This window comes from Shinella sp. WSD5-1 (assembly GCF_963942435.1).
GTDB lineage: Bacteria > Pseudomonadota > Alphaproteobacteria > Rhizobiales > Rhizobiaceae > Shinella > Shinella yambaruensis.
Genome location: NZ_OZ012604.1, coordinates 117507 through 143629 on the forward strand (window position 1 = coordinate 117507; position 26123 = coordinate 143629).

The following is a 26123-nucleotide window of genomic DNA, read 5'->3' on the forward strand; positions in this document are numbered from 1 at the left end:
GAGTTCAGTTACATACTGACCAACGTTTCTACAATACTTCAGAGTCCATTATAGTATGGGGAAGGATGTTTGCCGTGGGTTCGAGGGTTATATTGTTAACGCTTGGAACGGTTGGTGACATATACCCATTCATTGCTCTTTCCAAGGCGCTTGGCGAAAACGGCCATGATGTTACTCTTTTTACCTCTTCAGATTACGAAGCTATGGTCTCCCGGCACGGGATTTCCTTCCAGCCGATTTGCGACGACCTTGAACATCTTCTGTATTCCGGGCTAGCAGATATTCTGCGGCAGAAGTCCGCTCTTCACCTCCTGGCGCGCCCGATTGCCGTCAAGACGCTGGTGCACACCCTGTGCCATCAGCTCATCGCCCGCACATGGGAGGCGATGAAGGATGCCAACATTGCGATCTATCATCCGTCGCTCGCGTTCGTGCCGGAGTTGGCCGCGGCAGCAAATATCTCGTCGGTCATGGCCTGTCTTCAGCCCACCTTGCCGACGCGCGCATTTCCGTTTTGTCTTTTCGGCATGCGGCAAACCGGCCCCCTCAACCGCATAACCTATCTCCTACCCGACCTTCTGAGAACGCTGGTGAAAAGGCAGGCCAGAGGTTTCCTGCTGCGCTGCGGAATCACACCGCGCAAAGATCCACCGAAGCATGGCGATTTTGTCCTCAATGCCTTCAGCAAGGTCCTGTGCCCGCCTCCTGTCGACTGGCCGGACAATGTCGCCACGACAGGCGAATGGATCGTGCCGGCAAGCTGGGCGCCGGACGACACGCTTCGCCGGTTCCTGCAGGCGGGCGATCCGCCGATCTACGTCACGCTAGGCTCCATGCCCTGGAATGCAAAGGCAAACGGCAACCTCCTCCTTGAAGCGGCGAAGCATTGGGGTGGGCGCATCCTTATCGGAACCGCGTCCGGCGGGTTCGGCCAGATCGAATCCTCGGAAAATATCCTGCCGATTGGGCATGTTCCTCACCACCTGCTCCTGCCGCATCTCGGTGCCATCGTCCATCATGGCGGCGCAGGAACCACCGCGGCTGGGCTGAGGGCGGGGCTTCCGACACTGGTCACCCCGATCGTGCTGGATCAGTTCTTTTGGGGTCGTCGCGTGGAAGCCCTAGGTGCCGGGCCTTCGCCGCAGCGCCTGTCGACGATGAACGCCGCCTGCCTCGCGCGCGCGTTCGACGCCCTCCTTGCCACGCCCTCCTACCGTATCTCGGCCCGGGCGATCGCCGGGCAGATGAAAAACGAAGACGGTCTGGCGGCAAGCCTCGACGTGATCGACGGCGTGCTGTCGCGTGAAAGACAGCGGCCCCTCCTTGCCGGTCGACCGTCGCGCGGCGCGTGCGTGGAAAATCTCATGCACGCCCGACGACCAGTTTGAGAGCCGAAACCGCCGCTCTTCATCCACCCAGAACCCGCTCACTAAGGGAGAGAAACAATGACCTACGTCTTCACGTACAGCACCACTGGAAGCTTTTCCACAGACGATCTCATTTACAACCTCGCTCTGGCCGCAAAGAAAATAAAAAATATTGCATTCAACAGCGATGGGACGGCATGGTTAAGTCTTCTTGTCGATGGAAGAATGATCGATTTAGAGTTTTCTGAGGATTATTTGGGATCTATCGACAGCAATAGCTCTTATTTCGATAGAATTACATTCTATGATGATCTAGGAGAAAAAAATTATATCTCTTCAGATTGAGGCAATGACGTTGAATGATTTCAAGAAAAGCACTACGTTATCCAAGATAAAAGAACTATTCTTCTCTGAAAACGACGTACTTTACGGCGACGACGAAGATGACGTCATGCGAGGCTACGACGGCGACGACAGCCTTTCAGGCTACAGAGGCGATGACTTTCTGGGCGGCGGCGACGGCGCGGACAGCCTTTGGGGCGACGCCGGCGATGACGCGCTCGCCGGCGGCGCAGACGACGACTTTCTCTACGGCGGAAACGGCAAAGACCTGCTGAATGGCGAAAGCGGGAATGACTCGCTCTTTGGCGAGAGCAATGCCGATATCCTGAAGGGAGGCAGCGGGAACGACTGGCTAGAAGGGGGGGAGCGGCAAGGATACACTGGAGGGCGGAAAAGGCGCCGATACGCTAAAAGGCGACTCCGGCGTGGATCGTTTCGTCTTCAAATCGATCGCAGACTCGACGGTCAAGGAGATCGGCCGCGACATGATTCTGGACTTTTCCGGGGATTCTGGCGATCGCATCGACCTAAAAGCGATCGACTCCAACGCGAAATCCGCCGGCAACCAGGCATTTAAATTCGTCGGTGACGGCGGCTTCCACAGGACGGCCGGGGAATTGCGCTACAAGCAGTACGACAACAACGAGACCTACGTCTACGGCGACGTGAATGGCGACGGCAAGGCCGATTTCGCGATCGGCTTCTCCGGTCTCATCGATTTCACCAAGGCCGATTTCATCCTCTGAAACCAGGGCAGCGCCAGCAAAGCCGACGCGGCCGGAGGAAAATCGTCGGCTTAAGACCCTCCAGTTTGTATCGGATTAAAGGGGCCTGAACCGCAACTTCGCGGCATCGGCCAGCGAATGTTCGGCATACCGGCTGATGAAGCGTTGCCAGCCTTCCGGCGTGTGCTGCGCTCGGCCATCCGGAACTCCTCCTGGACAGATGGCTTCCGCTCGAGGCACATGCCCTGCCTGCAATCACGCGCCGCCGGAAACAAGGCCGGGCGAGCGGAATGCGGCAGTAGAGCCGATCGTCCGCGCCCATCTCGACCAATGGCACTTTCTGGACAGTGCGCTCCGCCCGATGGAGTAAGGAGGATGGATCCAGCATCGACTTTTGCCAGCCGTCGGTAGAGGCGATGCGGCATCAACCTGCGGCGCGCTTCAGAGCCTCCGCCATTTTCGTCCGCCATTCAGGATCACGCTTCCAACGCTCGAGAACCGAGCGCGGAAGGCGAAGGGTGACGGCTTCCTTCGGGTCGCTGCTCTTAGGGCGACCACGAGATTTCTGGATGCTTTCATAAAGGTCCGGACGGATCGCCTTGAACGGCTTCATTGCTGCGAGGTCTTCCTGGTCCAGGGGGCGTTCGATCTCAGGATCAGGGCCAATCAATTCTCCGGCGGCTGTCTCGACCCACCACCCATCCTTGTCCTTGTGAGCGCCACCCTTTGCAACAAGGTCCTTCATTTCACGATCATAGACTTGCCACCGGCGCTGCATCTCAACGGCGTCAGCTTCGCTGTCTCCGAGATCCTTGGTGATAAACCGGGGCCACTTTCTGGTCATGCGTGGCTCCTTTCGGCGAAGCGGAGCGGGAGACCCCAGGATCAGGCCCCTCAGTTCGCGCCGGATTGCAGGGCCTTGAGCCGCGTCTTCGCGGCGTCGGCCAGCGCATGTCCGGCATGCCGGCTGATGAAGCGTTGCCAGCCTTCCGGCGTGTTGCTGCGCTCGGCCATCCGGAATTCCTCCCGGACGGCGATCTCCGGATCGCGTGGCAGCGGCATGGTCATTCCGTCCTCCTGGGCGCTCAAGGGCAGGCAAGCGGCGATGACCAGCAGCGCCGCGGCGTTGATCCTGCCGATCATCCCCAATTTTGCCATGCGCCGCGGCCTCCCGTAGAATTTTTTAATGAAATCGTCCGTGCTTAGAGTAGCATAACTGCGGCTGTCATGCGCGTTCGTTTTCCGATTTACTGACAGCCGGGAGGAAGCCAAGAAAAGTTACAGACCGCCGTGGCGGCGACGGCCGGACATTTCAGGCAACACACAAATAGTGGGGGCAAGCTATGGCGATAGCAATCAGTTCAATTCCGACTGGCGACCAATATATCGATGGCGTCTTGTATGGCACTCAATGGAGCGGCACGGTCACTTACAGTTTCGCGGACGCCTTCAGTGATTTCGGGCCCTATCCCTACACCGTTACCGGTTTTCAGCAGGTAAGTCTTCAGCAACAGAATGCCATCCAGTCCATCTTGGAGGGAACCGTTACATCCGGTACTGCGATGTTCACCTACGGTTCGTTCGCGCAGGTTTCGAACCTCGACATCTCGCTGGCGGCAGATCCTGCGGGAAGCTCGGATCTCACCATTGGCCAGGCCAACTTTTTCGACGGTACAAACCTGGATACGGCGAGGGTGGCGGATTTTCCCCGTCTCGATCAGGATCCGTCGGGCGGTGACGTCTGGTTCGGCGACGACTATGCTTCGTATCGCACGCCGCTGGTCGGCACCTATTCCTGGGCAACCCACATCCATGAGTTCGGTCATGCCATGGGGCTGAGCCATGGGCACAATGCCGGCACGGATATAGACGGCTTCGAATTCGCCATCCCGCATGACCGCGACGGCATGGAATTCTCCGTAATGACCTACCGGAGCTATGTCGGCGCGCTGACGAACGGATACACCAACGAGCAGTATGGTTATGCCCAAACGCTGATGATGTACGACATCGCGGCAATCCAGCATCTTTATGGTGCCAATTTCAACACGAATTCCGGCAGCACCACATACACCTGGTCGACGACGACGGGCGAGATGTTCATCGATGGCGTTGGCCAGGGCAAGCCGGGCGACGGCGTTTCAGCCATCGCGAACCGGCTTTTCCTGACCATCTGGGATGGCGGCGGAGAGGACACGTACGACTTTTCGAATTACACGGAGAACGCCTTCATCGACCTTTCGCCGGGCGGGTGGTCGCTCGCCTCGCAGATCCAGCGGGCCTATCTCGGCGAAGGCGCCTATGCGAACGGGAACATCTACAACGCGCTGCTCTATAACGACGACCTGCGCTCGCTCATCGAGAACGCCATCGGCGGCTCCGGCAATGACGACATCGGCGGCAACGTCGCCGACAACACGCTCACGGGCAACGGCGGCAACGACATCCTCGTCGGGCGCGGCGGAGACGACACGCTGAACGGCGGCGCGGGCGACGACACGCTCTATGGGGATTTCCGCACGCCGGCGAACACCTATGCGGGAACCGGGCTTTTCACCGAGAACGGCGACGCCAGCAACTCCTCCTTCGCCACGGCCCGCAACCTGGACGATGCGATCGGCTACAGGAACGACCCGAACATCGAGCATTCGGACACGAATCCGAGCGTGACCATCACCGGGACCGGGGACGGGAACCATGACTGGTTCTCCTTCGATGTCAGAACGGCCGGGCAGATCACCCTGGACATCGACGGTACGCTCGATTCCTATATCGAGCTCTACGATGCCAACGGGAACCTGCTGGCCTTCAACGACGATTCCTCCCAGGACAGCGGCAGCACCAATATCTGGCAGAGCTTCATCGCCTATACCGTGACGACGCCCGGCCGGTATTACGTCAAGGTCGGCACCTATCCGGGCGGCAGTTCCATCGGCGTCGGCCTGACGTACACGCTCGGCATCGTGCTCCCGGATCCGGTGGAGGCCGATACCGGCGGTTCCGGCAACGACACGCTCAACGGCGGCGCGGGCGACGACACGCTCATCGGAGGTGCGGGCAACGATACGCTTAACGGTGGTACGGGCAACGATACGGCCGATGGCGGCACGGGCGACGACGTCTTCGTGCTGAACGGCAACCAGGCCGACTTCACCTGGGTCCAGAACCAGAACGGCACATGGACCGTCACCGACACGCGGGCCGGCCAAGAGGGCATCGACACGCTCAAGGATGTCGAGTCCCTCAGGTTCAACGACGGGACGGTGGTCCTGCAGACCGTCATCGTCGATCCGCCGAGCCAGCCCGGCGACAAGGTGACCATCATCGACGGCACGAGCGGCAACGACTTCCTGAGCGGAACGGGTGGCGCCGACAAGATTTCCGGCTATGGCGGCAACGATGCGATCTACGCCAAGGGCGGCGACGACGTGGTCTATGGCGGCGCCGGAAACGACATCCTTGGCGGCGGCAACGGCAATGACGAGCTGCGGGGCGGGACCGGAAACGACCTGCTCTTCGGCGGCGCGGGCCATGACAGCATTTTCGGCGGCGCCGGAAACGACATCGCCTGGGCCGGGTCGGGCAACGACACCGTCAGGGGCGCCGATGGCAACGACCTTCTGGGCGGCGGCGCCGGAAACGACGAGTTGCGCGGGGGAGCGGGCCACGACATCCTCTTCGGCGGCCTGGGCAGCGACAGCCTCTTCGGCGACAAGGGCAATGACGAGCTCTATGGCGGCGCGGGACGGGACCAGCTGAACGGCGGCCTCGGCAACGACCTCCTGACCGGCGGCGCGGGCGCCGACACCTTCATCTTCCTGAAGGGCGAAGGAAACGACGTCATCCGGGATTTCAATGCCGCCCAGGGGGACCGTATCAGCCTCGGCGGCCAGACCTATACGGTCACGTCGAACGATGACGGCTTTGCGCTCCTTCACCTTTCCGGCGGGGGAACGATCGTCCTTAACGGCATTGCGGCGGATGACATCCTGTCGGGCTGGTTCCTGGCGGCCTGACGGCCGCCGGCGCATACCGGACAAGCCTCTTTTGCCCCGCCCTGTGGCGGGGCTCTTGTTTTCGCAAGAAGCGTCCCGGGGGGATGCGCCGCGTACAAAGCCCCCTCCCCGCCGGGAATGTTCTTTACGGGTCCGGGAAGTCTCTTTACCCTCTCCAGGCTCCGGGGCATTTTCCAGCCGAAGCGATGCCGGACAAGGCCGTCAAGACAAACCTGCAGAATGGGCACCAGGACGAATGGGTGAATTTGCCAAAGGGCTTGCGGATTTCTTCGTTTTGCTCGCCGGGCTCTACGGCGCAACCGTCGCGATCTATTTCCTGCTCGGCCATGGCATAACCTGGCTGAACAATCGCAATCCGGAACGCCGCATCCAGAAGAACAGGCGCGGCGAAAAGCGCAAGGCGGCCGAAATCCGCCTGAGCCTTGCCTCCATCCTCGTCACATGCCTTTCCGTGGCGATCGGCCTCTTCGCCCAGGACAGGGGTTGGGCCATGCAGCCCTGGGCGTTCAGCTGGTGGACCGCCGTCCCCCTGTTTCTCCTGTGCATGGTGCTGTTCGACACCTGGTTCTACTTCGCCCACCGGCTGCTCCACACCAGATACTTCTACAAGTACCATCTGGAGCATCATCGCAGCGTCGCGCCGACCGTCTGGAGCAACGATTCCATCGGGCTTGTCGATACCGCCCTGTCGCAGGGCTTTTATGCGGTGATCGTCTTTATCGTGCCGTTTCCGCCCGTGATCCTGCTTGCCAACCGGCTGTTCGACCAGATCAACGGCACCTTCGGCCATGCCGGTTTCGAATATTTCGCCTCGAAGACCGCGCGCTATCCCTCGCCCATGCTGTGCACGACCTATCACGACCAGCATCACGCGGAGTTCAAGTACAACTTCGCCAATTATTTCTCGTTCTGGGATCGCATGCTGGGCACGATCTCCCCCCTTTACGACCGCCGGGTGGAGACTTTTGAAAAGGAAGCGCCGGCCATCAGCCTGAAGCTCGACGAACAGGTTCCGGAGGGGCGCAAAACCCGGCCTTGAGGGGACGGCTGCCCGGCAGCCGCGCTCACTCCCGTCAGGAAAGGGCCACGATCAGAGCCGGTCCGCGGTGCGCTGGATGTTGTAGGCCGCACTCGCCCCGCTGGAAACGATCGTCAGGAACTTCGCAAGGTCCGTCGCCATGTGACGCGCCAAGTAGACCACGTCCTTGTTCCGCACCGGGAAAGTCTGCGCCACGATATAGCTCTGCGTCGCCGCCAGATCGAGCCGGTAGACGATCGGATAGCGTCCCTCCCCGTCCGGCATCATGCCGCGCGCGATCAGGTCGCGGAACCGGTCGTCGCCGACGACGCTGCGGTAGACGCCCTCGTCCTCGTAGCGGAAGACGAAATAGCCCTTCGGGTCCGCCGTCGCCACATTGCCGCCGCCGGCCAGCGCCGCCGCCTCCACCAGGCTCAGCCTGGCCGCGTTGAACGGGATCTTGCCCGTCTTGCCCGTCTGGCCGAGCGCCGCGAAGGTCTGCGGATCGTAGCTCACATAGATCTGGTCGTCCGGCTTGACGTAGATGTCGTCCTTCGGATTGTCGATCAACGACTGCAGCAGCACGCTGCGCGTCCGGCCGCCGCGCTTCAGGCTCACATAGGTGTCGTAGGGCGGCTTGGACGCGCCGCCGGCAAGGGCGATCACCTCGCTGAGATGCTGCCCGCTCAGCCCGAGCGGCAGGATGCCAGACCGGTTCACGTCGCCCTGGATCGACACCGTGCGCGAGGCATTGGTCGCCAGCGAGACGATGACGTCCGGCTCCACCGCCTTGGCCTTCAGCGCATCGACGATCGTCGCGCGGGCCGAATCGATCGTCATGCCGGCAAAGCGCACGGAGCCGACATAGGGGATCTGGCCATGGCCGTCCGGCTGCACGACGACGGGGATCGACGTCGACTTGCGCTCGGTGGTGGAGAACAGGCCATCCGGGCCCGCCTCGAAGATCGTGACCTCCAGCCGGTCGCCGACGCCGATGACCGGCGTGCCGCCCCCGCCGCCGAAGCCGAAGGTGCTGGAAAGACCGGGGCGCTTACCCGCGCTGACGCAGCCGGCGACGCGCTGGTCGATGCTCACGACGTCGAAGACCAGCTTGGTCTGGGGAATGTTGTAGGACCTGCCGTCCGCGCCGGCCGAGAGGACCTCGTGGGTCAGCGGCCCGTCGCTCGGGACCATGCAGCCGGCCAGCGTCAACAGGGTGCCTGCCGCAAGAACCCGCGCCCATGCGCTCGAAAGCCTGCGCGGCCTGCCCCCGTCTTCAACTGCGATCATCACGTATATTCCCCTTCATCCGTGCCGCGCAGGACAGAACCGGTCACCTGCCGCGACAGGGCGCCATAGACAGGCAGCTCCAATGTCTCGTCAAGTCCCACGATCGAACCCTGTCCCACCAGGCACATCCCTGCGGCCCCCGCCGCCACCATGAAGCCGCTTCCTTGCCCGACACTTGCCGGTTGTTCCTTCTGGAAAGGGCAGGCCCGTCCGCACCCCTGTGTTCCCATAGGCGTTTTCGGCATTTCCCGCCTGGCGGTTCCGGCCGCATCGGCGGGACGCACGCGCCGAGCGCCAAGCCGGACCGTCACTCGATGGTAACGGCCGTGCTGGCGCTCCGCAGGACCGCATCGCTCCGGGTGACGGAGACATCGACCACGTAGCGCCCGGGGGGAAGCGTGCGCTTCCTGCCGGCGAAAGCCGAAAAGGTCGCCTTGTCCCGGTCGAGCGGCTCGCTGGTATAGTCCACCAGCGTGTTTCCCTGCCCGTCCTTCAGGACGAGCCTGATCGTGCTGCCCTTCCCGAGATTCGTGAACCAGGCCCAGGCGACGAACATCCTGTCGCTCGCGACGACCTGCGGCGGCGGGCCCTCCTTGACGAGCGCCTGGTGATCGACCGGCGCGCCGGCCAGCCCTGAGGCAAGGATGTCCGGCCTCGTCAGGTTGAGCTTCTCGACGATGTCGGGGGAAAAGAGCGAGGCCTCCCGCGGGGCGGTCGAGGTGCAGCCCTGCGAGAGCTTGCGCCCGGTCAGGGGATCGAGGGGCTCGCCGCCATGGGAGAGGGTGATGTGGACATGCGGGAACTGGGCGAAGCCGGAAGAGCCGACCTCCCCGAGGCGATCGCCCTTGCGCACCTCCGCACCCGGCCTGACGGCAAGGCTTCCCTTCCGCAGGTGACAATACTGGACCTCGTACCCCTCCGCCAATTGCATGACGATGCCGTTGCCGCATTCCTTGCCGGCGATCCTCGCCCTGTCTTCTTCGGTCTCGACGAGATGATCCGCCTCTCCGTCGCGCACGCGCAGCACCTTGCCGTCGGCGACGGCGATCACGGCATAGCCCTTCTCCATGTCCTTCATGGACAGGATGCGCAGGTCGGTTCCCTTGTGTCCGTCATAGGACTGGCTGCCGCACAGGGGATCGGCGACACCCGCGCCGGCGTCCATGTCGGGATATTGTTGCATGAAGCAGGTCTTGCCGAGCTCGCATTGCGCCGGCAGGCCGAGTTCGAGCGCCGGCGCGGGCGCGGCGGACAGAAGGGAGACAACGGCGATCGATGCCAGGGCGGAGGGAACGTATCGCAAGAGGGGTTTCCTGACGTGAAGGATGGATCGGCGCCGCCCTGCGGCCGGCAGGCGACGGTTGACTGTCGGGTTGGCGAAGCTCTACCTAGCAACCGCAAGGAGATAGGCGGAATATGGCCATTTTAGCGTTCGTCCTGATAGCGCACGAGCCGGCGGAGGTCGTCGGGGCATCGATCGACATGCTGCTTGCGGCCGATGGCGCATGCCTGGTCGCCGTCCATTACGACCGCAATTCGCCGGAGGCGGATTTCGCCGCGCTGAAACGGCGCTATGGCGCGCAGGCGCGGGTTCTCCTCGTCGAGGACAGGGCCTGCTGCGGCTGGGGGCAGTTCGGCCTCGTCGACGGGACGGTCCGTGCCCTCGGCCTGCTGGCGGCATCGGGGAAGGACTACACGCATGCCTACCTGATCAGCTGCTCCTGCTGGCCGATCCGGCCGCTCGCCGAACTCAGGCAGTTCCTCGACCTCAACGGAGCGGTCGACTTCATCGAAAGCCATGACGAGCGCTGGATGACGGGCGGCCTGCGGCAGGAGCGCTATACGCTGCGCCATCCCTTCAGCTTCGCCCGCCGGCGGGGACTGTTCGAAGCGAGCGTCCGCCTTCAGCGCCTATTGGGGCTCAGGAGGACGATTCCCGCCGGCCTGACGCCACGCTATGGCTCGCAATGGTGGTGCCTGCGGCGGGAAACCGTTTCCGGCGTCCTGCGCTGGGTGGCGGAGAACCCCGCCGCCTACCGTTTCTACCGGCAGGTCTGGATCCCGGACGAGACCTTCTTCCAGACGGTCGTCCATGCGCTCGGGGGCACGCTCGCCCCCGGCTATATCCCGACCCTCTACACGTTCAATCTCCACGGCAAGCCGATCGTATTTTATGACGACCACCTCGCCTGGCTGCAGCAGCAGCCGCATTTCTTCGCGCGCAAGATCGCGCCATCGGCAAAGAGTTGCCGCGCCGCGCTGACGGCACGGGCGAGCCTGCCCGACCCGACCGACCGGCCGATCCTGGTCGTGCCCACCGCCCGGACACGAATGCCGCCCCGCGCGGAAACCGCCCCGTCCTACGGTCGGATGTTCGAGCCCGGTTCGGGCATCCGCAACTGGCCGAAGAACCTCGAGACGCTGCGCCGGCCGAGCGCGGTGCTCTACGGGCCGCCGCAACTGACGCGGCTTGCGGCCGGAATCCTGCGCGCCTCAAGCGGCCTTACCGTGCTCGGGCGGATTTTCCATGCCGAGCGGGCCGAGTTCCAGCCGGGGCAATCCCGGTTCCATGGGCTTGACGCCGGCGACACCACGCTTCGCGACTATGACAGGGCGCTCTTTCTCTCCCGGATCCTCAGCCGTGCCACGGGCCTGCCCGTCTTCGAATTGTGCCCCGGCGACGATCCCGTCCTGGAAAAGCTCGTCTTCGAAAACGAGACCACCTTCGTCGCCGTCCCGCTTCTTCCCGGCGGCCGGTCGCCGGCCTGGCGCTTCCTGTTCTGGTATCTGGCCCTGCCGGAGCCGCAGCGGGCCGCCATCGATGCCGCGGGCCACCGGTTCGACCGCCTGCGGCGCACGGAAGAGACGGCCGCACGGCATTTCGGCCAGAAACATGTGGCGGCGATGGAACGAAAGCTGTTCGGCCCTGCAAACCGTGCAGGCCTGGTGTTTGCAGAAACCGGCGCGCCGCCCGATCCCGACTGGACGGCGTCGCTGCGCTTTCTGCATGGCAGGCGGGCGGAGCCTCTACTGGGAGCCTTCGAGGCCCTTGCCGAGGGCTTGTCCGGGCAGGACTGGCGAAAGCTTGCCCCATCCCTCGCCGAGGAAACCGAAGGCGTGGCGGCACGGCATGGCTAGGAAACTCAAACATCGCCTGGTCAGCAGCCGCGCCTATAATTTCGTCCTCTCGCACTGGCAGAATCTGCGCTTCGGCAGCCAGCTGCGCTGCGTGCAGAACCGTCTGCGCAAGGAGGATACGTGCATTCTTTTCAGCTGCATCCGCAACGAGATGCACCGCATCGACGCCTTCCACCGCTATTACAGGGCGCTGGGCGTCGACCACTTCGTCTTCGTCGACAACGGCTCCACGGACGGCTTTACGGAATGGAGCGCCGGCAAAAAGGACGTTTCGGTCTGGCATACGGACAAGGGCTACAAGAAGGCCGGGTTCGGCGTCCACTGGTGCAACGCCCTGCTCCGCAAGCACGGGACGGGCAAACTCTGCCTGACCGTCGATCCGGACGAGTTCCTCGTCTATCCCCATATGGAAAACCGCACGCTCAAGGATCTCGGCCAGCATCTGAAGGAGATCGGCCGGCCGTGCCTGCATGTGCTGATGCTCGATGCCTATAGCGACCGGCCGATCGAGGAGACGGTCATGGCGCCGGGCGACGATCCGTTCGGCCTCTGCCCCTATTTCGACCGAGACGGCTATGTCCAGCGATCGAACTACATGTCGGGCACCTTCGTGCAGGGCGGCCCGCGGCTGCGCGCCTTCAACCGCGATACGCCGAAGGAGGCCCCCGCCCTTAATAAGATGCCGCTCGTCTGGTGGCAGAAACACTATCGCTACCAGAGCTCGGCGCATCTCATGTGGCCCTGGTCGCTCAACAGGGCGTCCGCGAGGACCGGCATCCCCGTCTCCGGCGCCCTCTTCCATTTCAAGTTCGTCTCATCCCTTCGCGAAAAGGTCGAGGAGGAAATGGCCCGCCGCCAGCATTATGGCGGCAGCCGGGAGTATAAACGCTACAAGGAGAACATCCGCACAGCTCTTTATCTCGAAGGTGTCAGCGTGAAGTATGAAGGCACGGACCAACTCGTGAGGCTTGGTCTAATGCATGTTGGAGAGTGGGTCTGATATCGCTTGGCCTTTGCGGCTTCTGCATTTTTTACCGGCAAGACATCTTGGATATTTTCTGCTTAAGTAGAGAAATAGCAACTAGAACCAGCATGGCACGAGATAAGTTTCATGGAGAAATTCCGGAATTGACAGCACGTGAGCGGCGGCCAGCAACTGTTTCAGCCCTGGTCTGCGCTGGCGCGTTCGTGGCGCTCTTTCATCTTTATGGAATGCTCGCCGGCATTGGACCGTTGCGCGATCTTCCTATCGTGCCTACTTATGTATATCGGCAGCTTCATCTTGGCCTGATCCTTCTCATCGCCTTTCTTTCGGCGGCTGCCCGCGATCGAACCACGGCTGCAAAATTTACTGGCTACAGCCTGGCGCTCGCCTGTGCGCTAACCTTCGCTGTCACCGTCACCAACGGCAATGAATTCCTCTCGCAGATCACCCACCCCCAGCCTTTTGCACTATGGATTGGCATCGTCACGATCACGCTCGTGCTCGAGGCCACCCGGCGTACGACGGGATGGGCCATGCCGATCATATGCCTTGCTTTCATCCTCTACGCTCTATTTGGTCGCTTTTTGCCTGAACCCTGGGCACATCGTGGATATGATCTGAACCGCCTCGTCGGCCATCTCTTCATAAGCAGCGAGGGATTGTTTGGTGCACCAGTCGCCGTTTCTGCAACCTTGATTGTCCTTTTTACGATCTATGGTGCTGTGCTCGCCCGATCAGGAGCCGCAGAAGTTTTCGTACGGCTGTCTGGGCGTGCCTTCGGCTCGTCCCGTCACAGTGCAGTCGGCACGGTCGTTCTCTCCTCTTTTCTGCTGGGGGGGCCCTCAGGCTCGGCAGTCGCAACAACGGTCATGGTAGGCAATGTCGGGCATCCCCTGCTCGCCCGCCGCGGCTACAGTGCCAGCCAGTCCGGCGGCCTCCTCGCCGCTGCAGGCTTGGGTGCGGTGATATCGCCTCCCGTATTGGGATCGGCAGCTTTCCTGCTAGCAGAAATGCTGGCAATTTCTTACGTGGAAGTGCTGCAGATGGTGCTTATACCGACCGTATTGTATTATTTGTCCCTCTACCTTGTTGCGGAATTCAATGCGCCTTCCATGAACGCAGAAGCCATAACGAGTCCTTTGCCGCGCGTGGGCGCTCTGGAGGCCGCCTCTCATCTTTCGGCAGCCGGCTCTATCCTGGTTTTTCTGGCAGCTGGTTTTTCACCCGAAACTGCGGTCGTCTTCTCGATCGCGACGGCAATCCTGTTATGGATATTCAGGTCACGGAACGGGGCGAGGCCATCCGACATCCTGCGTGCATTGCACGACGGCGTCGTGAGCGTCGTTCCAGTGGCGGCGATTTGTGCCTGTGCCGGTCTCATCGTTGGCGTGATAACACTGACCGGCCTAGGGCTTAAACTTAGTGGCATCGTCATTCATCTGGCTGGCAATGACTTGCTGCTAGCTTCGCTTCTGGCCGCACTGGCAGTGTGGACAGTGGGGCTAGCTGTACCAATCACCGGCTCGTATATCATCTGCGCCATCGTCGTCGCGCCAGCGCTTGTCGCCCTGGGGGTGGCACCCGTCGCGGCGCATATGTTCATCTTCTATCTTGCGGTACTGTCGGAAGTTTCGCCGCCCACAGCCTTGGCTCCTTTCGCGGCGGCAGCCATTACCGGTGCAAGCCCGCTGCGAACGACGTTGCAGGCATGGCGCTTTACCGCGCCGATGTTCGTGCTGCCCTTTGTCTTCATCCTGGAGCCCGCAGGCCGTTCATTGCTCCTTACCGGCGGCTCCCCTTTCTGGGCCACCATCTCTTCTATCCTGATCTATTTTCTAGGGAATGTGGCCCTGGTCCTCTCCCTTTGCCCACGCGCCTTTGCCCCTTTCTATGGGATAGAGCGTTTCTGCTTGCTGATGGCCGGCCTCCTCCTTATGTTTCCGGCGACGCTGGCTTTCAGAATCGATCTGACCTCGACAAGTATTGAAATACTTGGCTTTCTGCTGATGTCGACAACGCTTGTCCTGAACTATGCCAACCACCGTATCCGCGGCAGAATGATCACTGGTAAGGATCCCTAGGGGGACATATGAGAAAAACGCTCGCAATCGGCCTGATCGCAGTCTTCTCAGGCTTCGCTTTGCACACACAGGCAATGGCGGAAGGCAAATTCTTCTCAGTGGCATCGGGACCGACAGGAGGCGTCTATTATCCGTTGGGAGGGGGCGTCGCCAATCTGATCACCAAATACGTCGACAAGGCTCAGGCGACTGCCGAAGCGACGAGCGGCTCGGTCGATAACGTCAAGCTGGTGGGTGACGACAGCAGCTATCTCGGCTTTGCCAGCGCCGATATCGTACAGCAGGCTGTCAGCGGGATGGGCCCCTTTAAGGATGCTCCCGCCAAGATCACGACACTCGCCGCCCTGTATCCGAATATCGTGCAGATCATTACCATGAAGTCCTCAGGTGTCGCGCAGGTTTCCGACCTCAAGGGGAAGCGGGTTGCCACTGGAACGCCGGGCAGCGGCTTCGAGGTCCTATCCAACCGTATCCTGACGGCTGCCGGACTGGATCCGAACACGGACATACAGCGCGCCACGCTTGCCACCAATGATGCGGTCAATGCACTTCGTGACGGAAAGGTCGATGCAGTCGTGTTTTCGGGCGGCGTACCTGCTGCGGCAATCGCCGATTTGGCGGCGGCGCCGGGGATCGACCTGACCATCATTCCCACCGCGGAACTGGCCACAAAGCTCAACGAGACCCATGGCAAGGGGCTCTACAGCAAGCAGATCGTCCCGGCTGGCGCCTATGGCGACGATATTTCTGCGCCGGTCGAAACGCTGGGTGTCTGGAATCTCCTGCTTGTCAGCTCGGAAATGTCCGATGCCGACGCGCAAACGGTTTGCGCAGCACTGCTGGGTCATCTGGACGAGTTCTCCGCGATCCATCCTGCAGCCAGGGGCGTCAAGCTGGAATGGCAGAAACAGGCAAATGCACCCGCGCGTTTCCATCCGGGTGCGGAGAAATGCATCAAGGACCTGGGCTTCAGCCTTGAATAGACCCTCATTTTCCCCTGCGAAGGTTCCTATAGGCCGGAACCCTCGCAGAAGGGAGCCGACGCGCATCTATGAGATGAGCGAGTTTATGCCTCTCGATCTTGCCGAGTTCGTTGCGCGGGATCTTGCGGGCTACCTGGAGCGCGTAGTTGCGCAGCTTGAACTCTTCTTCCACCGCCTGGCGGACGCGCTTCTCGCTATATCCTTCTCCCGTGACAACGAGAATGACCACCGTCAAACTCCCGAACGTCACGGCTGAGGTTGTGACGGCCACATCGGTAACGCCGGACAACTGGCCGATGCTGACTTCCATCTGCTCCGCAGATATCTTCTGTCCATTGATGTTGATCGTGCTGTCGGCCCGACCGGAAATATAAAGGCCCTGCTGTTCATCCAAGCGCCCGCGATCGCCGGGATAAAACCAGCCCTGCCTAAAGGCGCGCCTCGTTGCTGCCTCGTCGCCGAGATAGGACGAGACCATGCCGTCGCACTGGATACGGACATAACCTTCCGATCCGATTGGTACCGCGTTTGCGTCATCGTCCACAATCTCGACCCGGATCCAGGGAAGCACGAACCCGGTCAAACCCGGATGTTGTTCCTTCTGATCTATGCCGGCCATAGCAACGGTTGTCGTCTCAGTCGAACCATAGGTCAGGACGATATTTCTGGTCAGGCGCGCTTTGGCATGGCGCGCTACCTCAGAAGAAAGTGCAGCGCCACCAACCACTATCGTGAGATTCTCAAATGGCACATGGTTCGGCGGCAATTGCAGAACGGCCGCATGCAGATCGGCCGGGGTCGTGACGACGGTGAGCACCTTTTCCCGATCCAGCGAAGCGAACGAAGGTTTGCTCAACAGAACACTGCCGCCCATATACCATGTGCGAACCGGCACGCCGAAGCCGCCGAACGTACCCTTCGGCAAATAGCAATAGACCCGCTGGTCCGCGCGCATGGCCGAGCCAAAGATGCCGCTTTTCATTCGTGAGACGATCGTCCCCTGCGACATCACCACACGCTTCTGCTGGCCCGTCGTTCCCGACGAAAAGGAAATCCGCGCACCCTCTTCAGAGGTCATTTTGCCAACAACAGGTGTCGAATCTCCTCTATCGCATAGGTCTTGAATACCCTCAGGTGGAAGCCAGACTTTGCCGGCACCTGCAATGCATCCGGCCTCATCATCGCTCACGACAAAGGAAACGCCAGGCATAGGACCGACCTGTTTTCCTTTCAGCGCCAATGATAATGTGCAACACCCTAGGCGTGCTAGCGCAAGTGTAATCAACCAGCAGGCGTAAGCATGACCATAGCTCACGGCAGCCACCTTGCCGACTGGAAGGCGTCCGCTTAACCCATTCGCGACCTTGTTTATATCATCTTCAAATTGCCGGTAGGTTATGGGTCCCGATGAGGTCTCTATTGCCACCCGCTCGGGCGTATTGGCCGCGTGATATGCGATGGGTTGCGTATACAAAGTGGCCTCGACTCTTTCACTTGCCGGCGACGAACGGGCTTAAAAGCGAGAATGGTGGGTGCATTCTAGCTCAGGATCATTGAGCTGCAACCGCATGGGTTATTTTCTGGCCTGCTTGTTCTGGTTTAAAAATTGGCAACGCTGATGCTCGGAGGCTCATGATCGAACACATTACCGGTTCTAGCCACCGAATAAGCACGCCACTATACCGAGCGACGTCTACTGCGAGATGCAGGAAAGATGATAGACGAGTGTAGACATACCGGCGCCAAGATTCCTGTTCAATAGGAGTGACGAGTATCCATGACCTTCCTATAGGTTTTGTCATCGAACGGAATGCCCAGGAACTCCGTCAGCTTGCGTGCGTGCTCAGGTCCTTTAACGAGTTCTTCATACTCGACATGAAATGCATTTGGCGCCGCAGCAAAAGCATTATCGCGCAGCCGTTGGTCCATGCTGCGGATCGTGGCATAGGAGTGAGCGGTGTCTTTCCACCAGCTGCTTCTAGACGTTGCGAGTATGTCACGGTGGTTGAAGATGATCTTCACGTCCCCAAATATTTCCGCCACGTCGGACAGGAACGCGTCGAAATCCTTGATTTCATTCCAGTTGATACGGATTTCCTTGCATCCGACAACCTTCGCATCCGACGGCGGATTAAGAATGGATTCGACAAAAACCTTGCGCAACGCATCACGCATCGCATCAGGTTGGATCAGGTCGGCGCCATACCAAGGATGAACCGCCAGCATGGATTTCTTGGCAACCTGCCCCTTCGTCTCCTTGGCGGACCGATAAAAGCTGCATAGATGCGCGAGCGCATTATAGTTTTCCCCGCGAATGCAGAAACCCGGCAGGCTGTTGAGATAGCCCATCAGCAAGGTCGAGCCCGAGCGACCGTAGGTGAAGATGAAGACGTAGCGATAGGAATCGCGCTTACTTGGAGCCTTCTTCGGGGAATTCGAAGCGCCAGCGATTCTTGGCGTCGAGAGTTTGCTGATTAAGCTTCGAAATGACTTCATAGAGTTCAAAGGTCCTTTCAACGCTGGACACGTCACTGATGACCGCGCCCTCGTAGTCCCGGTCGTCTTTGATATAGATTTCCCTGATTGAGAGGAATTTCGAATTCAGGGATGTGGCTTCCAGGCCGTTGGCGCTCATGACCCGGCCGGTCGCATAATCTTCTAGGATGTGCTGATACTTTGGGAGCGGCGTCGACGCAATGAGATGTGCCGCCTTCTGACTCAGGAAGTAGCCGCCCTGTCCATCATACCAAGTCTGCTTAGGATCGATTTCGAAGATGAGGCCAGCAAGCTGTTTGTTAAAGACCGCAGAGCTGTGCCAGTCGAAAGCCGTACGGCTGCCCAGATTGATGTCGCTGCCGATATAATCGAATTTCTCGTAGGCGAATTCCAGAAGCTTTTGCACGTTGAGCATGCAATCGTCGTCGAGCTTGAAATAGTGGTCTGCGTCGATAATGCGCAAGGCGGCGGAAACGCCGTGCCAGATTTTGTGCGACAGATATTCGTAAGTGTCGGGAACCGGCAGGATCAGCCGGTCTTCGACGAGCACCGCTTCGGATTGCTCCGGATGCCCCTCAATGAAGTAGACATCGATATTGGCAATACACGCATCCCTGGCCCAGGTATCGCGTATGGCCTGCTGTTTATGCCGGTTCTTCTTGCAGCTAACGACGAGGACGGCCAATTTGCCGCGCCGCGGGATGTGGGTGATCCTCTTATGATCGCGAAGCAGAATCGGGGCATCCGAAAGCCGCACGCTGTCAATATCCCATGCGAGGCCCGCCTTTGGCGTGGCTGCCGGGGCAAGGAGCGGGTGACGGCCGGCGATATCCTCCGGCGACAGACGCAGCTTTCCATCGACCTCGACGAAATACGTCTGCTTTCCGATTGAGAAGGCCTGCAAATCCCCCTGCTGCGCATCGTCGAGCAGAAGGAAGTCGTCCGTCCGGCTGCGTAACCTCTTGTCGCGGATAACGGAGGCAAGTCGATCCGAATTCGTCTGCAAATCGAGAAAGATAACATTGCGATGCCGGACTTCGGAAAGGACCCTGTTCATGAACAGTGCGCCTTTGAGCTTGCTCAAGGTTCCGTCGCTCTTGACGGTCATTTCGACAACCGTGGTGCGGATATTAAAATAGGTGCTTTGTAAGCCGACGAAGAAGCTGTGCCGAAAGAGGCTCGAATTGTGGACGACGACGAGCAGCTCATCCAGATGGGGAAGAACCTTCTCAACCAGACGGGCGAAGGTATGCTCGTTCCCATCCCACAGGTAAATACCTGATAGTCCTGGCTTGAGTGCCTCCGCCTCTCCAAGCGCCCGCAGCCGCGAGCCGAGCCCCATGCGAAAACGATATTCCGGGAAGAAACGCCAGCGCCTTGAGAGTGCTTCCGTAATCGGTTCGTCGTCGCCGATCGTCGTGTAGCGGAAGTTGCTATAGACGCTCCAAACAATTGATTTTGGAAAGACCTTGCAGGGAAATTCAAGGCGGAAGTCTTTCAGTTCCAGAATGAAAGTATGATCCTTGAGGAGAAGCTTTCCTTTAATCGCCTGCCCCTTGAAGGGAAAGTCATACATCTGCGGCTTGCTCCAGGCACCTGCATAGCGGTCCTTGACGGAGAGCTGACCTGCCTCCTTGTCGAATTCCACATGGAAGAGAACGTCATCAGCCAAGCTATTGACGATGTGGAAGTAAAGCCGCGCCTCCTTGTCTAGAGCGGAGGCTGAGAAATGAAGAGGACCGTCGAACCTCTTAATGATCTTGATTCTCTTCATGCCGCCAACTCCACTTCTTGCATGTCCTTTCCCAAAAATGCGAATTTTGTTCTATGCCGCGGACATTTGCCCCTTTGCCACTCGCTCAATCAGGTTAAAATATCGCTTTGTAATGCTCTTCATGTCGTAACGTTCTAACACGAGGTCTCGTGCTTTTTGCCTCATCGGCACATAGCGTTCTTGATCCCCAAGTATGTCAGTAAGCCTCGCGGCGAGCGCCTCCGGCTCGAAGAATGGAACGAGAATGCCATTCTCACCATCCATTATGACCTCGCGCACAGGATCCGTATCCGAACCAACGATGAGGGCACCGGTGCTCATCGCTTCCATCATCGACCAAGAGAGTACGAAGGGCACGGTCAGGTAGACATGAGCAGCCGAGATGCGCAAGACGTCACGCAGTACGCGCAAAGGCTGACGGCCGATGAAATGTATGCGACTTTCATCGAGAGAAAGGTTTTCCAGCGCCCATTCCTTGTAAGACTTTCCATCAGAGCGCTTAGCGCCATAGGCGACCCGGTCATCGCCTATGATGATGACATGGGCTTCGGGCTGACGCTTTTGAAGACTTGCCACGGCCTCCATAAACTGAGGAAAGCCGCGGTAGGGCTCCATCCCGCGCGCGATGTAAGTGATGACAGGATCGCCCTTTCGAAACTCACGTTCGCCGACAGAGAACGTTGCCGCGTCGTTCGGTGAGAAATAATCCGTGTCTACCCCATCATGTAAAACGGAGATGCGTTCCCGAAATTGCGACGGAAACTGGCTTTTCTGATATTCAGTTGGGCATTGGCCCCAATCCATTGCAGCTAAATCATGCAAGATGGCCGTATTCTTCATGCGGATCATCAACTCCGCCTCGGGCCTTTTGGGTGCACCATGATCAAGAAAAGAAGAATCTGAACCGTAAGCATGATAATACCACTCAAAGTATGGCATGTATTTTGCTTGCGGCCAAAGGTCCTTCAAGAAAAGCCCATCCCCAAACCCGGAATGAGCTAAGATGATATCGGGTTTCCAGCCCTTCTTCTTAACTGGCATGAACGCGGTATAGACAGCTTGTCCACGAATAACCGAAGTTTCCGTGTAACTCAGGGCTGGATGAATATCCTTGCGTGCCTCGCGATGCGGCGTATATCCTACGCGCTTGATTGGCGCCGTCTGAGTGTTAGAGGCAAGGGATCCGGAAAGCATCTCAATATCCCGCCGCCCCTTCAGGTACCGCACGATACGAGCGTACTGACCGGGAAAATTGTTATGAACGAACAGGATGCGCATTTAGCTCTCTCAAAATCTCGCCTGCGAAGCCATTAATAACAAGGCTCAGCCGATGAAAACCTTCGGCCGGAACTTGTCTGCCTTCGCTGTCAGTCCTTGTACGTCCTCAGTGCGAAGCGAGTGATTGGATCAGCCAAATGTTGAAGGAGTGTCCTTGCTTCAGTTTGAAAGAACAACTCGGCGACATTTCCAGGCAGAATGTTGCGGCCGTGATGATCGCCTTCCATGCGGACATGGGCATAATAAAATGAAACACGCGGGTCCGACGGCAAAGCCATAGTATCTGCCGAAATATAAACAACTTTACCTTTCAGCGGCGGCGTCACGGTGACCTGATCGCTGGGGAAGATAATTTCAACGCTTTGATCCACGAAAATCTTAGTGATGTCCTGCGGTAGAATTGGCACATCGAACAGGAGCGATGCATCACTAGGCAGAATATCGGCAATTTTATCGCCCGGTTTAACCACAGCACCTATCGATTTAAACGGCATACTAAGCACTGTGCCGTCGACCGGAGCCGTAATATCGGCTCGTCTCAGACGATCGTCGAGCCGGGTGATGACGTCTGCCGTTTGATTTAATCTTTGCTGTAATTCAGTGATTTTTTGGCTGGTCTGCGCAGCATGTACCGCTATCAATCGCTGCTTCTCGTCGTTGAAGGAGCGAATATTATGGTGAGATTTCTGAATCGTCGCTTGGACAGTCGATTTTTGACCATCAAGCCGGGCGGCCTCCCGTTGCAAGGCGAGTACTCGCGTTCGCTGAGTGAGCCCTTTTGCAAGTAGATCTGCAAGATCCGTCTCTTCCTTGGCAATAAGCTCCCTTTGGGCGTCCAAAGCTATTACCTGATCTTTCAAGGAGACGAGGTCTTCCTCCTCATTCGCAATTTTACCGTCTAGTACCAGCAACTCCTGGCGCAGTGCTTGACGCGTACTCTGGAACTCCGAAATCTGACTCTCATATGCTTCAATAACTCGTGGATTGTCAGCAACAGGCGCTAGCTTCTCCTGCGAAACAGAGAAGTTCTCTGCCAGATCATCTCGCTCTGCGCGCCACCGCTCCAACTCGATAGTCGCAAGTGCTCGTTCAATATACATCCTATCGCGCTGGGAACGGTTTGCCGTCTCATCCAGCTGCATGATCACATCCCCGCGCCGGACACTGTCCCCCTCATTGACGCGGATAGCCTCGATAATTCCACCTTCGAGATGCTGGACGACACGGTTGTTGCCCTCTGCAATGACACGGCCGTTCGCAATCAAGGCACCACCGAGCTTGGCGGTTGCTGCCCAAGCGCCACCAAATCCAAAGAGGGCGACAAGTAGCAAAGCAGCTAGCAGCATTGGACTGCGACCACTAGTGGGAACTGCATTGCTCCAATTTTGTAACGCATCGAGCTGCAGACCCGTCAATGGGGGCGCGGTTGGTCGTTCGTCATCCGTACGAAATACAGATTGTTCATTCGACATCGAATTCTTCCCAATCAGGATGCCTTGTTCGGCACGCGGACGAGCTTGCCCGGCATCACGTCGGCCGGATTACCGTAGGCTTCAACTTGGCCACCCTTCAGCACTAGAACCTTATCGACATGATTAAGGAGCGATAGGCGTTGGGTAACAACAATAGAGGCAATACCGGCGGCCGAGGCCCGCTTCAGCGTACGGAATAGAATCTGCTCACCGTCAGAGTCGAGGCTCGCATTTGGTTCATCAAGAACCACAAAAGCTGGACCACCATAATAGGCACGCGCAAGGCCCAGCAGTTGCTTCTGCCCTCCTGAGGGCTGGAAACCATTCTCTGAGATAACGGTGTCATAACCTTCCGGGAAGCGCATGATCATGTCATGAATCCCGATAAAACGAGCCGCTTCAACGGCGAGTTCTGGTGGGTCATCAACACGCATGCGGGCAATATTCTCGCGCACTGTGCCTTCGAAAAAGCCGACCTGTTGCGGCAGGTACCCCATGTGGATACCACGGGTGACCGGGTCCCAGGCCCGAAGATCTTGACCATCCAACAGAACCTGGCCCCCTGTTGGTTCAAGAAAGCCGATTAGAATACGCGCGAATGTCGATTTTCCTGCACCGCTCGGCCCGACAATAGCGACGTTCTGTCCTATATCTATCGCGCCCGTGATGCTCTTGAGGATTGGGGGGCGGCCTGGAACCGGAACATAGATTACGCGATCCGCAACGAGGCGTTTTTGTGGGCGTGGCAGAGGTGTCTGTCGCTCACTAAAGGCAAAGGCCTCGACACGGGCATCTAACTTCTTAAGGGCCAGACTTCCCTGTTTCAGCTGGCGCCAACCGCCGACAATCGCTTCAACCGGAGCTAGAGCCCTCGATGCAACTATCGATGTTGCAAAAATGATGCCTGCCGTGACGTGATCAGACAGAACAAGGACTGCGCCACCGCCGATCATAGCAATTTGAAGCAGCTGGCGCACCATTTTGGATGTGGATGAAAGCGCACTTGTCCGAGCAAGCAGTCTCAGTAGCTCCGTGAGATGCTTCGCTTGAGCACGCCCCCAATGGGCAACTGTTTGGGGATAAAGGCCGAGTGCCCTAATGAGTTCGTGTTGACGCAAATGGCTTTCGAACGTCTTGCGCGCTGCAGCCGCCGCATCCTCTGTGTCTTTAACACTTTCACCCGTTAGCACTTCGCCGAGGGCTGCCACCGCTAGAAGCAGAATTATACCAGCAAAGACAATGCCTCCCAAAAGAGGATGAATGAAAAATACAAGCAACAGGAACAAAAACATGACCGGCAGGTCAAAGAGATTCGGAAAGACCGACGAACCAATTAATTTTCGAATTTCGGCCAGCTGATAGATGCTTGACGCAGAAGCACCTCGCGGCAAAGTTAGCTCACCAGCTAGAAATAAGCCAGAGACACGTGCTTCAAAGCGTACGCCTATACGCGACAGCAGGACATGTCGCAATGTATCAAGCAAACCGTACGCGATAAGAACGACACAGGCTATAATAGTAATAGCGATTAGCGTTTCTATACTGCGTGACGCCAATACCCGATCATATACTTGGAAGAGATAAAGCGGTAACGCTAGGAGACAAAAGCTGGAAATGATGGAGATTACCGCTACCCCCAGCATGGCACGCCAAGCCGCGCGCTTCTCCGCCCTATAAGTCTCTACGATATTCATGCGGTTAATCCTTCAGGCTTCCATGCCCTGGGCAAGTCCTGCCAAATCCGCTTAAGTGCGGCGATGCAGCATCGTGCATAATGCAAGGCTTTAATTCAGGAAACTTGAATCCAACAAAAAAGAGGGGAGCAGTGGCTCCCCTCCCTCAATTCCAACTAATCGTCAACGATTAGAGAAGAACGTTTGCGTCGGTCAGATCAGCCAGCAGAACGTTCTGCAGCGTGAGCGTCTCGCTGGAGGAGAGGTCGATCTCGACGTTTGCACCAACCTGCGTGATTACGAGAGCATTCTTGAGGTCCTGAACTTCACCAGCAAGGTTAAATGCGGAGAGATCAAGAACGTCGCGTGCGAGGCCAAGGCCATCAACGCCTTCAAAGTCAGTGATGGTGTCGCTGCCAGCACCGGCAATGAAGCCGAAGAGATCGTTACCGGCACCACCCGTCAGGGCGTCGTTACCGATACCACCCCAGATCTGGTCGTCGCCGTCACCACCGTTGATGATGTCGTTGCCCGTACCGCCAAAGATGGTGTCGTTACCGGCATCGCCGTTAAGAATATCAATGCCCGTGCCGCCATAGATAACGTCATTGCCGAAGCCGGCATTAACGGTATCCTCACCAGCGCCACCGCCGATGATGTCGTTACCAGCGCCGCCATAGACTTCGTCGTCGCCAGCGCCAGCCCAAGCTACGTTGCTGCTCGTGTCGTCGTTAGCGGTGCCCGTTACGGTGTCTGCGCCAACAAGCGTGCGCGAGCCGAGGTAGATGAGGTCGTCGCCCGCGCCGCCATATACGACGTCAGCGCCCGAGCCGCCAAGGATATAATCGTCGCCAGCACCGCCGCCGATGACATCATCGCCTGCGCCGCCGTCGATCGTGTCGTTGCCCTGGTCACCGGCGCCAGCCCAGATGGAGTCGTTACCCGTGCCACCTTCGAGCAGGTCTCCGCCGTCACCACCGACGATAACGTCGTCGCCACCAAGACCAGAAATCCAGTCAAAGCCGCTGTCGCCAGTGAGCGTTTCGTTGGCAGTCGTGCCTGTAATAATCGCCATTTTAGAGGCTCCCTCTTAAAAAGTCGTTCAATTGCTGGGTTTATGCAGCGAAGCCGCATGTTGACGTGCATGCCAAGATTATCTTGGAAAGTCAACTCGCCCTCGGGGTTTATTGAGCAACAACACCCACAAACCCGGATAATTTCGCTATTGATGCAAGTAGACAAATCTAAATTTCAGCCATGTTGCAAAGCCGCAACAGCTCGATTTGCCTTGGTGTCGCTCATTGAAAATAATGGGAGCAACCTAGAAAAGGGAAACGCGGAAGGCCCAGCAAACCTCCCGCGTTTTTTGCCTCTAAAGCGCTGATTTCCACGGCACAGCGTATCCTGCTTACGCGAAAACGAAGAGACATTCAATACGGTGCCCTCAAATTATTATCCCGTACAAAGGTTTTCCATTAGGTAGAA

General features: G+C 58.6%; 20 protein-coding genes and 2 pseudogenes. 11 read left to right on the forward strand and 11 right to left on the reverse strand.

Features of this window, described 5'->3' with window-relative positions:
• Positions 1 to 74: 74 nt before the first annotated feature.
• The 5 genes and pseudogenes from AABQ55_RS35390 (at position 75) to AABQ55_RS35405 (ending at position 2455) form a co-directional block, all read left to right on the forward strand.
• The gene (locus AABQ55_RS35390; RefSeq protein WP_272809399.1) at positions 75 to 1388 is read left to right on the forward strand and encodes a glycosyltransferase; all 1314 of its coding nucleotides are present in this window, start codon (positions 75 to 77) and stop codon (positions 1386 to 1388) included.
• Positions 1389 to 1445: 57 nt separating this feature from the next.
• Positions 1446 to 1712 carry a hypothetical protein gene (locus tag AABQ55_RS35395; RefSeq protein WP_272809398.1) on the forward strand — a complete coding sequence of 89 codons (267 nt, stop codon included), beginning with the start codon at positions 1446 to 1448 and terminating at the stop codon, positions 1710 to 1712.
• A gap of 4 nt (positions 1713 to 1716) precedes the next feature.
• A pseudogene (locus AABQ55_RS37880) lies at positions 1717 to 2070 on the forward strand (calcium-binding protein); the annotation flags it as partial.
• Positions 2071 to 2080: 10 nt separating this feature from the next.
• Positions 2081 to 2134: pseudogene (locus AABQ55_RS35400) on the forward strand (hypothetical protein); the annotation flags it as partial.
• Complete coding sequence (locus tag AABQ55_RS35405; protein ID WP_272809397.1) at positions 2135 to 2455, forward strand: protease; 321 nt, start codon at positions 2135 to 2137, stop codon at positions 2453 to 2455.
• Positions 2456 to 2858: 403 nt separating this feature from the next.
• Here AABQ55_RS35405 and AABQ55_RS35410 read toward each other — a convergent pair whose 3' ends face one another.
• The gene (locus AABQ55_RS35410; RefSeq protein WP_272809396.1) at positions 2859 to 3278 is read right to left on the reverse strand and encodes a BrnA antitoxin family protein; all 420 of its coding nucleotides are present in this window, start codon (positions 3276 to 3278) and stop codon (positions 2859 to 2861) included.
• Between the two features lie 50 nt (positions 3279 to 3328).
• Positions 3329 to 3577, reverse strand: a complete 249-nt coding sequence (locus tag AABQ55_RS35415) for a hypothetical protein (RefSeq protein ID WP_244770824.1) — start codon at positions 3575 to 3577, stop codon at positions 3329 to 3331.
• A gap of 419 nt (positions 3578 to 3996) precedes the next feature.
• On the opposite strand from AABQ55_RS35415, the gene AABQ55_RS35420 reads away from it, so the two are divergent.
• A complete protein-coding gene (locus AABQ55_RS35420; RefSeq protein WP_272809395.1) occupies positions 3997 to 6450 on the forward strand; it encodes a M10 family metallopeptidase in 2454 nt (817 codons plus the stop codon).
• Between the two features lie 235 nt (positions 6451 to 6685).
• Positions 6686 to 7489 carry a sterol desaturase family protein gene (locus AABQ55_RS35425; RefSeq protein WP_272809394.1) on the forward strand — a complete coding sequence of 268 codons (804 nt, stop codon included), beginning with the start codon at positions 6686 to 6688 and terminating at the stop codon, positions 7487 to 7489.
• A 51-nt stretch (positions 7490 to 7540) separates the two neighbouring features.
• On the opposite strand, the gene AABQ55_RS35430 is transcribed toward AABQ55_RS35425, so the two are convergent.
• Together AABQ55_RS35430 and AABQ55_RS35435 are read right to left on the reverse strand one after the other, a co-directional pair.
• Positions 7541 to 8758 (reverse strand): polysaccharide biosynthesis/export family protein, encoded by a 1218-nt coding sequence (locus tag AABQ55_RS35430; protein WP_272809393.1) that lies wholly within the window; start codon positions 8756 to 8758, stop codon positions 7541 to 7543.
• A 307-nt stretch (positions 8759 to 9065) separates the two neighbouring features.
• On the reverse strand, positions 9066 to 10061 hold the full coding sequence (locus AABQ55_RS35435; protein ID WP_272809392.1) for a M23 family metallopeptidase: 996 nt from the start codon (positions 10059 to 10061) through the stop codon (positions 9066 to 9068).
• Between the two features lie 113 nt (positions 10062 to 10174).
• Between AABQ55_RS35435 and AABQ55_RS35440 the strand changes: the two genes are divergently transcribed.
• The 4 genes from AABQ55_RS35440 (at position 10175) to AABQ55_RS35455 (ending at position 15945) form a co-directional block, all read left to right on the forward strand.
• Entirely contained in the window at positions 10175 to 11896 is a 1722-nt protein-coding gene (locus AABQ55_RS35440) for a beta-1,6-N-acetylglucosaminyltransferase (protein ID WP_272809391.1), read from the forward strand.
• Positions 11889 to 12896: a glycosyltransferase family 2 protein gene (locus AABQ55_RS35445; RefSeq protein ID WP_272809390.1), complete on the forward strand. Its 1008-nt coding sequence runs from the start codon at positions 11889 to 11891 to the stop codon at positions 12894 to 12896. The genes AABQ55_RS35440 and AABQ55_RS35445 overlap by 8 nt, the downstream gene beginning before the upstream one ends.
• A 92-nt stretch (positions 12897 to 12988) precedes the next feature.
• Entirely contained in the window at positions 12989 to 14962 is a 1974-nt protein-coding gene (locus tag AABQ55_RS35450) for a TRAP transporter permease (protein WP_272809389.1), read from the forward strand.
• An 8-nt stretch (positions 14963 to 14970) separates the two neighbouring features.
• A complete protein-coding gene (locus AABQ55_RS35455; protein WP_272809388.1) occupies positions 14971 to 15945 on the forward strand; it encodes a TAXI family TRAP transporter solute-binding subunit in 975 nt (324 codons plus the stop codon).
• 4 nt (positions 15946 to 15949) lie between these two features.
• Here the strand turns inward: AABQ55_RS35455 and AABQ55_RS35460 are convergent, their stop codons facing one another.
• From AABQ55_RS35460 to AABQ55_RS35490, 7 genes are all read right to left on the reverse strand, one after another.
• The gene (locus AABQ55_RS35460) at positions 15950 to 17419 is read right to left on the reverse strand and encodes a class I adenylate-forming enzyme family protein (protein WP_272809387.1); all 1470 of its coding nucleotides are present in this window, start codon (positions 17417 to 17419) and stop codon (positions 15950 to 15952) included.
• 281 nt (positions 17420 to 17700) lie between these two features.
• Positions 17701 to 18441 carry a sulfotransferase gene (locus AABQ55_RS35465; RefSeq protein WP_272809386.1) on the reverse strand — a complete coding sequence of 247 codons (741 nt, stop codon included), beginning with the start codon at positions 18439 to 18441 and terminating at the stop codon, positions 17701 to 17703.
• Positions 18356 to 20215 carry a hypothetical protein gene (locus AABQ55_RS35470; RefSeq protein ID WP_272809385.1) on the reverse strand — a complete coding sequence of 620 codons (1860 nt, stop codon included), beginning with the start codon at positions 20213 to 20215 and terminating at the stop codon, positions 18356 to 18358. The genes AABQ55_RS35465 and AABQ55_RS35470 overlap by 86 nt, the downstream gene beginning before the upstream one ends.
• 51 nt (positions 20216 to 20266) lie before the next feature.
• Positions 20267 to 21493 carry a glycosyltransferase gene (locus tag AABQ55_RS35475; RefSeq protein ID WP_272809384.1) on the reverse strand — a complete coding sequence of 409 codons (1227 nt, stop codon included), beginning with the start codon at positions 21491 to 21493 and terminating at the stop codon, positions 20267 to 20269.
• 89 nt (positions 21494 to 21582) lie between these two features.
• Positions 21583 to 22965: an HlyD family type I secretion periplasmic adaptor subunit gene (locus AABQ55_RS35480; protein WP_272809383.1), complete on the reverse strand. Its 1383-nt coding sequence runs from the start codon at positions 22963 to 22965 to the stop codon at positions 21583 to 21585.
• Between the two features lie 14 nt (positions 22966 to 22979).
• Entirely contained in the window at positions 22980 to 24659 is a 1680-nt protein-coding gene (locus tag AABQ55_RS35485; protein WP_272809382.1) for a type I secretion system permease/ATPase, read from the reverse strand.
• 169 nt (positions 24660 to 24828) lie between these two features.
• Entirely contained in the window at positions 24829 to 25713 is an 885-nt protein-coding gene (locus AABQ55_RS35490; protein ID WP_272809381.1) for a calcium-binding protein, read from the reverse strand.
• Positions 25714 to 26123 lie beyond the last annotated feature (410 nt).

Excerpts from the sequence above, each read along its gene's own strand:
- AABQ55_RS35395 (WP_272809398.1), top strand. The coding sequence starts at position 1,446 with ATGACCTACGTCTTCACGTACAGCACCACTGGAAGCTTTTCCACAGAC.
- AABQ55_RS35410 (WP_272809396.1), bottom strand. The coding sequence starts at position 3,278 with ATGACCAGAAAGTGGCCCCGGTTTATCACCAAGGATCTCGGAGACAGC.
- AABQ55_RS35415 (WP_244770824.1), bottom strand. The coding sequence starts at position 3,577 with ATGATCGGCAGGATCAACGCCGCGGCGCTGCTGGTCATCGCCGCTTGC.
- AABQ55_RS35420 (WP_272809395.1), top strand. The coding sequence starts at position 3,997 with ATGTTCACCTACGGTTCGTTCGCGCAGGTTTCGAACCTCGACATCTCG.
- AABQ55_RS35425 (WP_272809394.1), top strand. The coding sequence starts at position 6,686 with ATGGGTGAATTTGCCAAAGGGCTTGCGGATTTCTTCGTTTTGCTCGCC.
- AABQ55_RS35430 (WP_272809393.1), bottom strand. The coding sequence starts at position 8,758 with ATGATCGCAGTTGAAGACGGGGGCAGGCCGCGCAGGCTTTCGAGCGCA.
- AABQ55_RS35440 (WP_272809391.1), top strand. The coding sequence starts at position 10,175 with ATGGCCATTTTAGCGTTCGTCCTGATAGCGCACGAGCCGGCGGAGGTC.
- AABQ55_RS35445 (WP_272809390.1), top strand. The coding sequence starts at position 11,889 with ATGGCTAGGAAACTCAAACATCGCCTGGTCAGCAGCCGCGCCTATAAT.
- AABQ55_RS35450 (WP_272809389.1), top strand. The coding sequence starts at position 12,989 with ATGGCACGAGATAAGTTTCATGGAGAAATTCCGGAATTGACAGCACGT.
- AABQ55_RS35455 (WP_272809388.1), top strand. The coding sequence starts at position 14,971 with ATGAGAAAAACGCTCGCAATCGGCCTGATCGCAGTCTTCTCAGGCTTC.
- AABQ55_RS35465 (WP_272809386.1), bottom strand. The coding sequence starts at position 18,441 with ATGAAGTCATTTCGAAGCTTAATCAGCAAACTCTCGACGCCAAGAATC.
- AABQ55_RS35470 (WP_272809385.1), bottom strand. The coding sequence starts at position 20,215 with ATGAAGAGAATCAAGATCATTAAGAGGTTCGACGGTCCTCTTCATTTC.
- AABQ55_RS35475 (WP_272809384.1), bottom strand. The coding sequence starts at position 21,493 with ATGCGCATCCTGTTCGTTCATAACAATTTTCCCGGTCAGTACGCTCGT.
- AABQ55_RS35480 (WP_272809383.1), bottom strand. The coding sequence starts at position 22,965 with ATGTCGAATGAACAATCTGTATTTCGTACGGATGACGAACGACCAACC.
- AABQ55_RS35485 (WP_272809382.1), bottom strand. The coding sequence starts at position 24,659 with ATGAATATCGTAGAGACTTATAGGGCGGAGAAGCGCGCGGCTTGGCGT.
- AABQ55_RS35490 (WP_272809381.1), bottom strand. The coding sequence starts at position 25,713 with ATGGCGATTATTACAGGCACGACTGCCAACGAAACGCTCACTGGCGAC.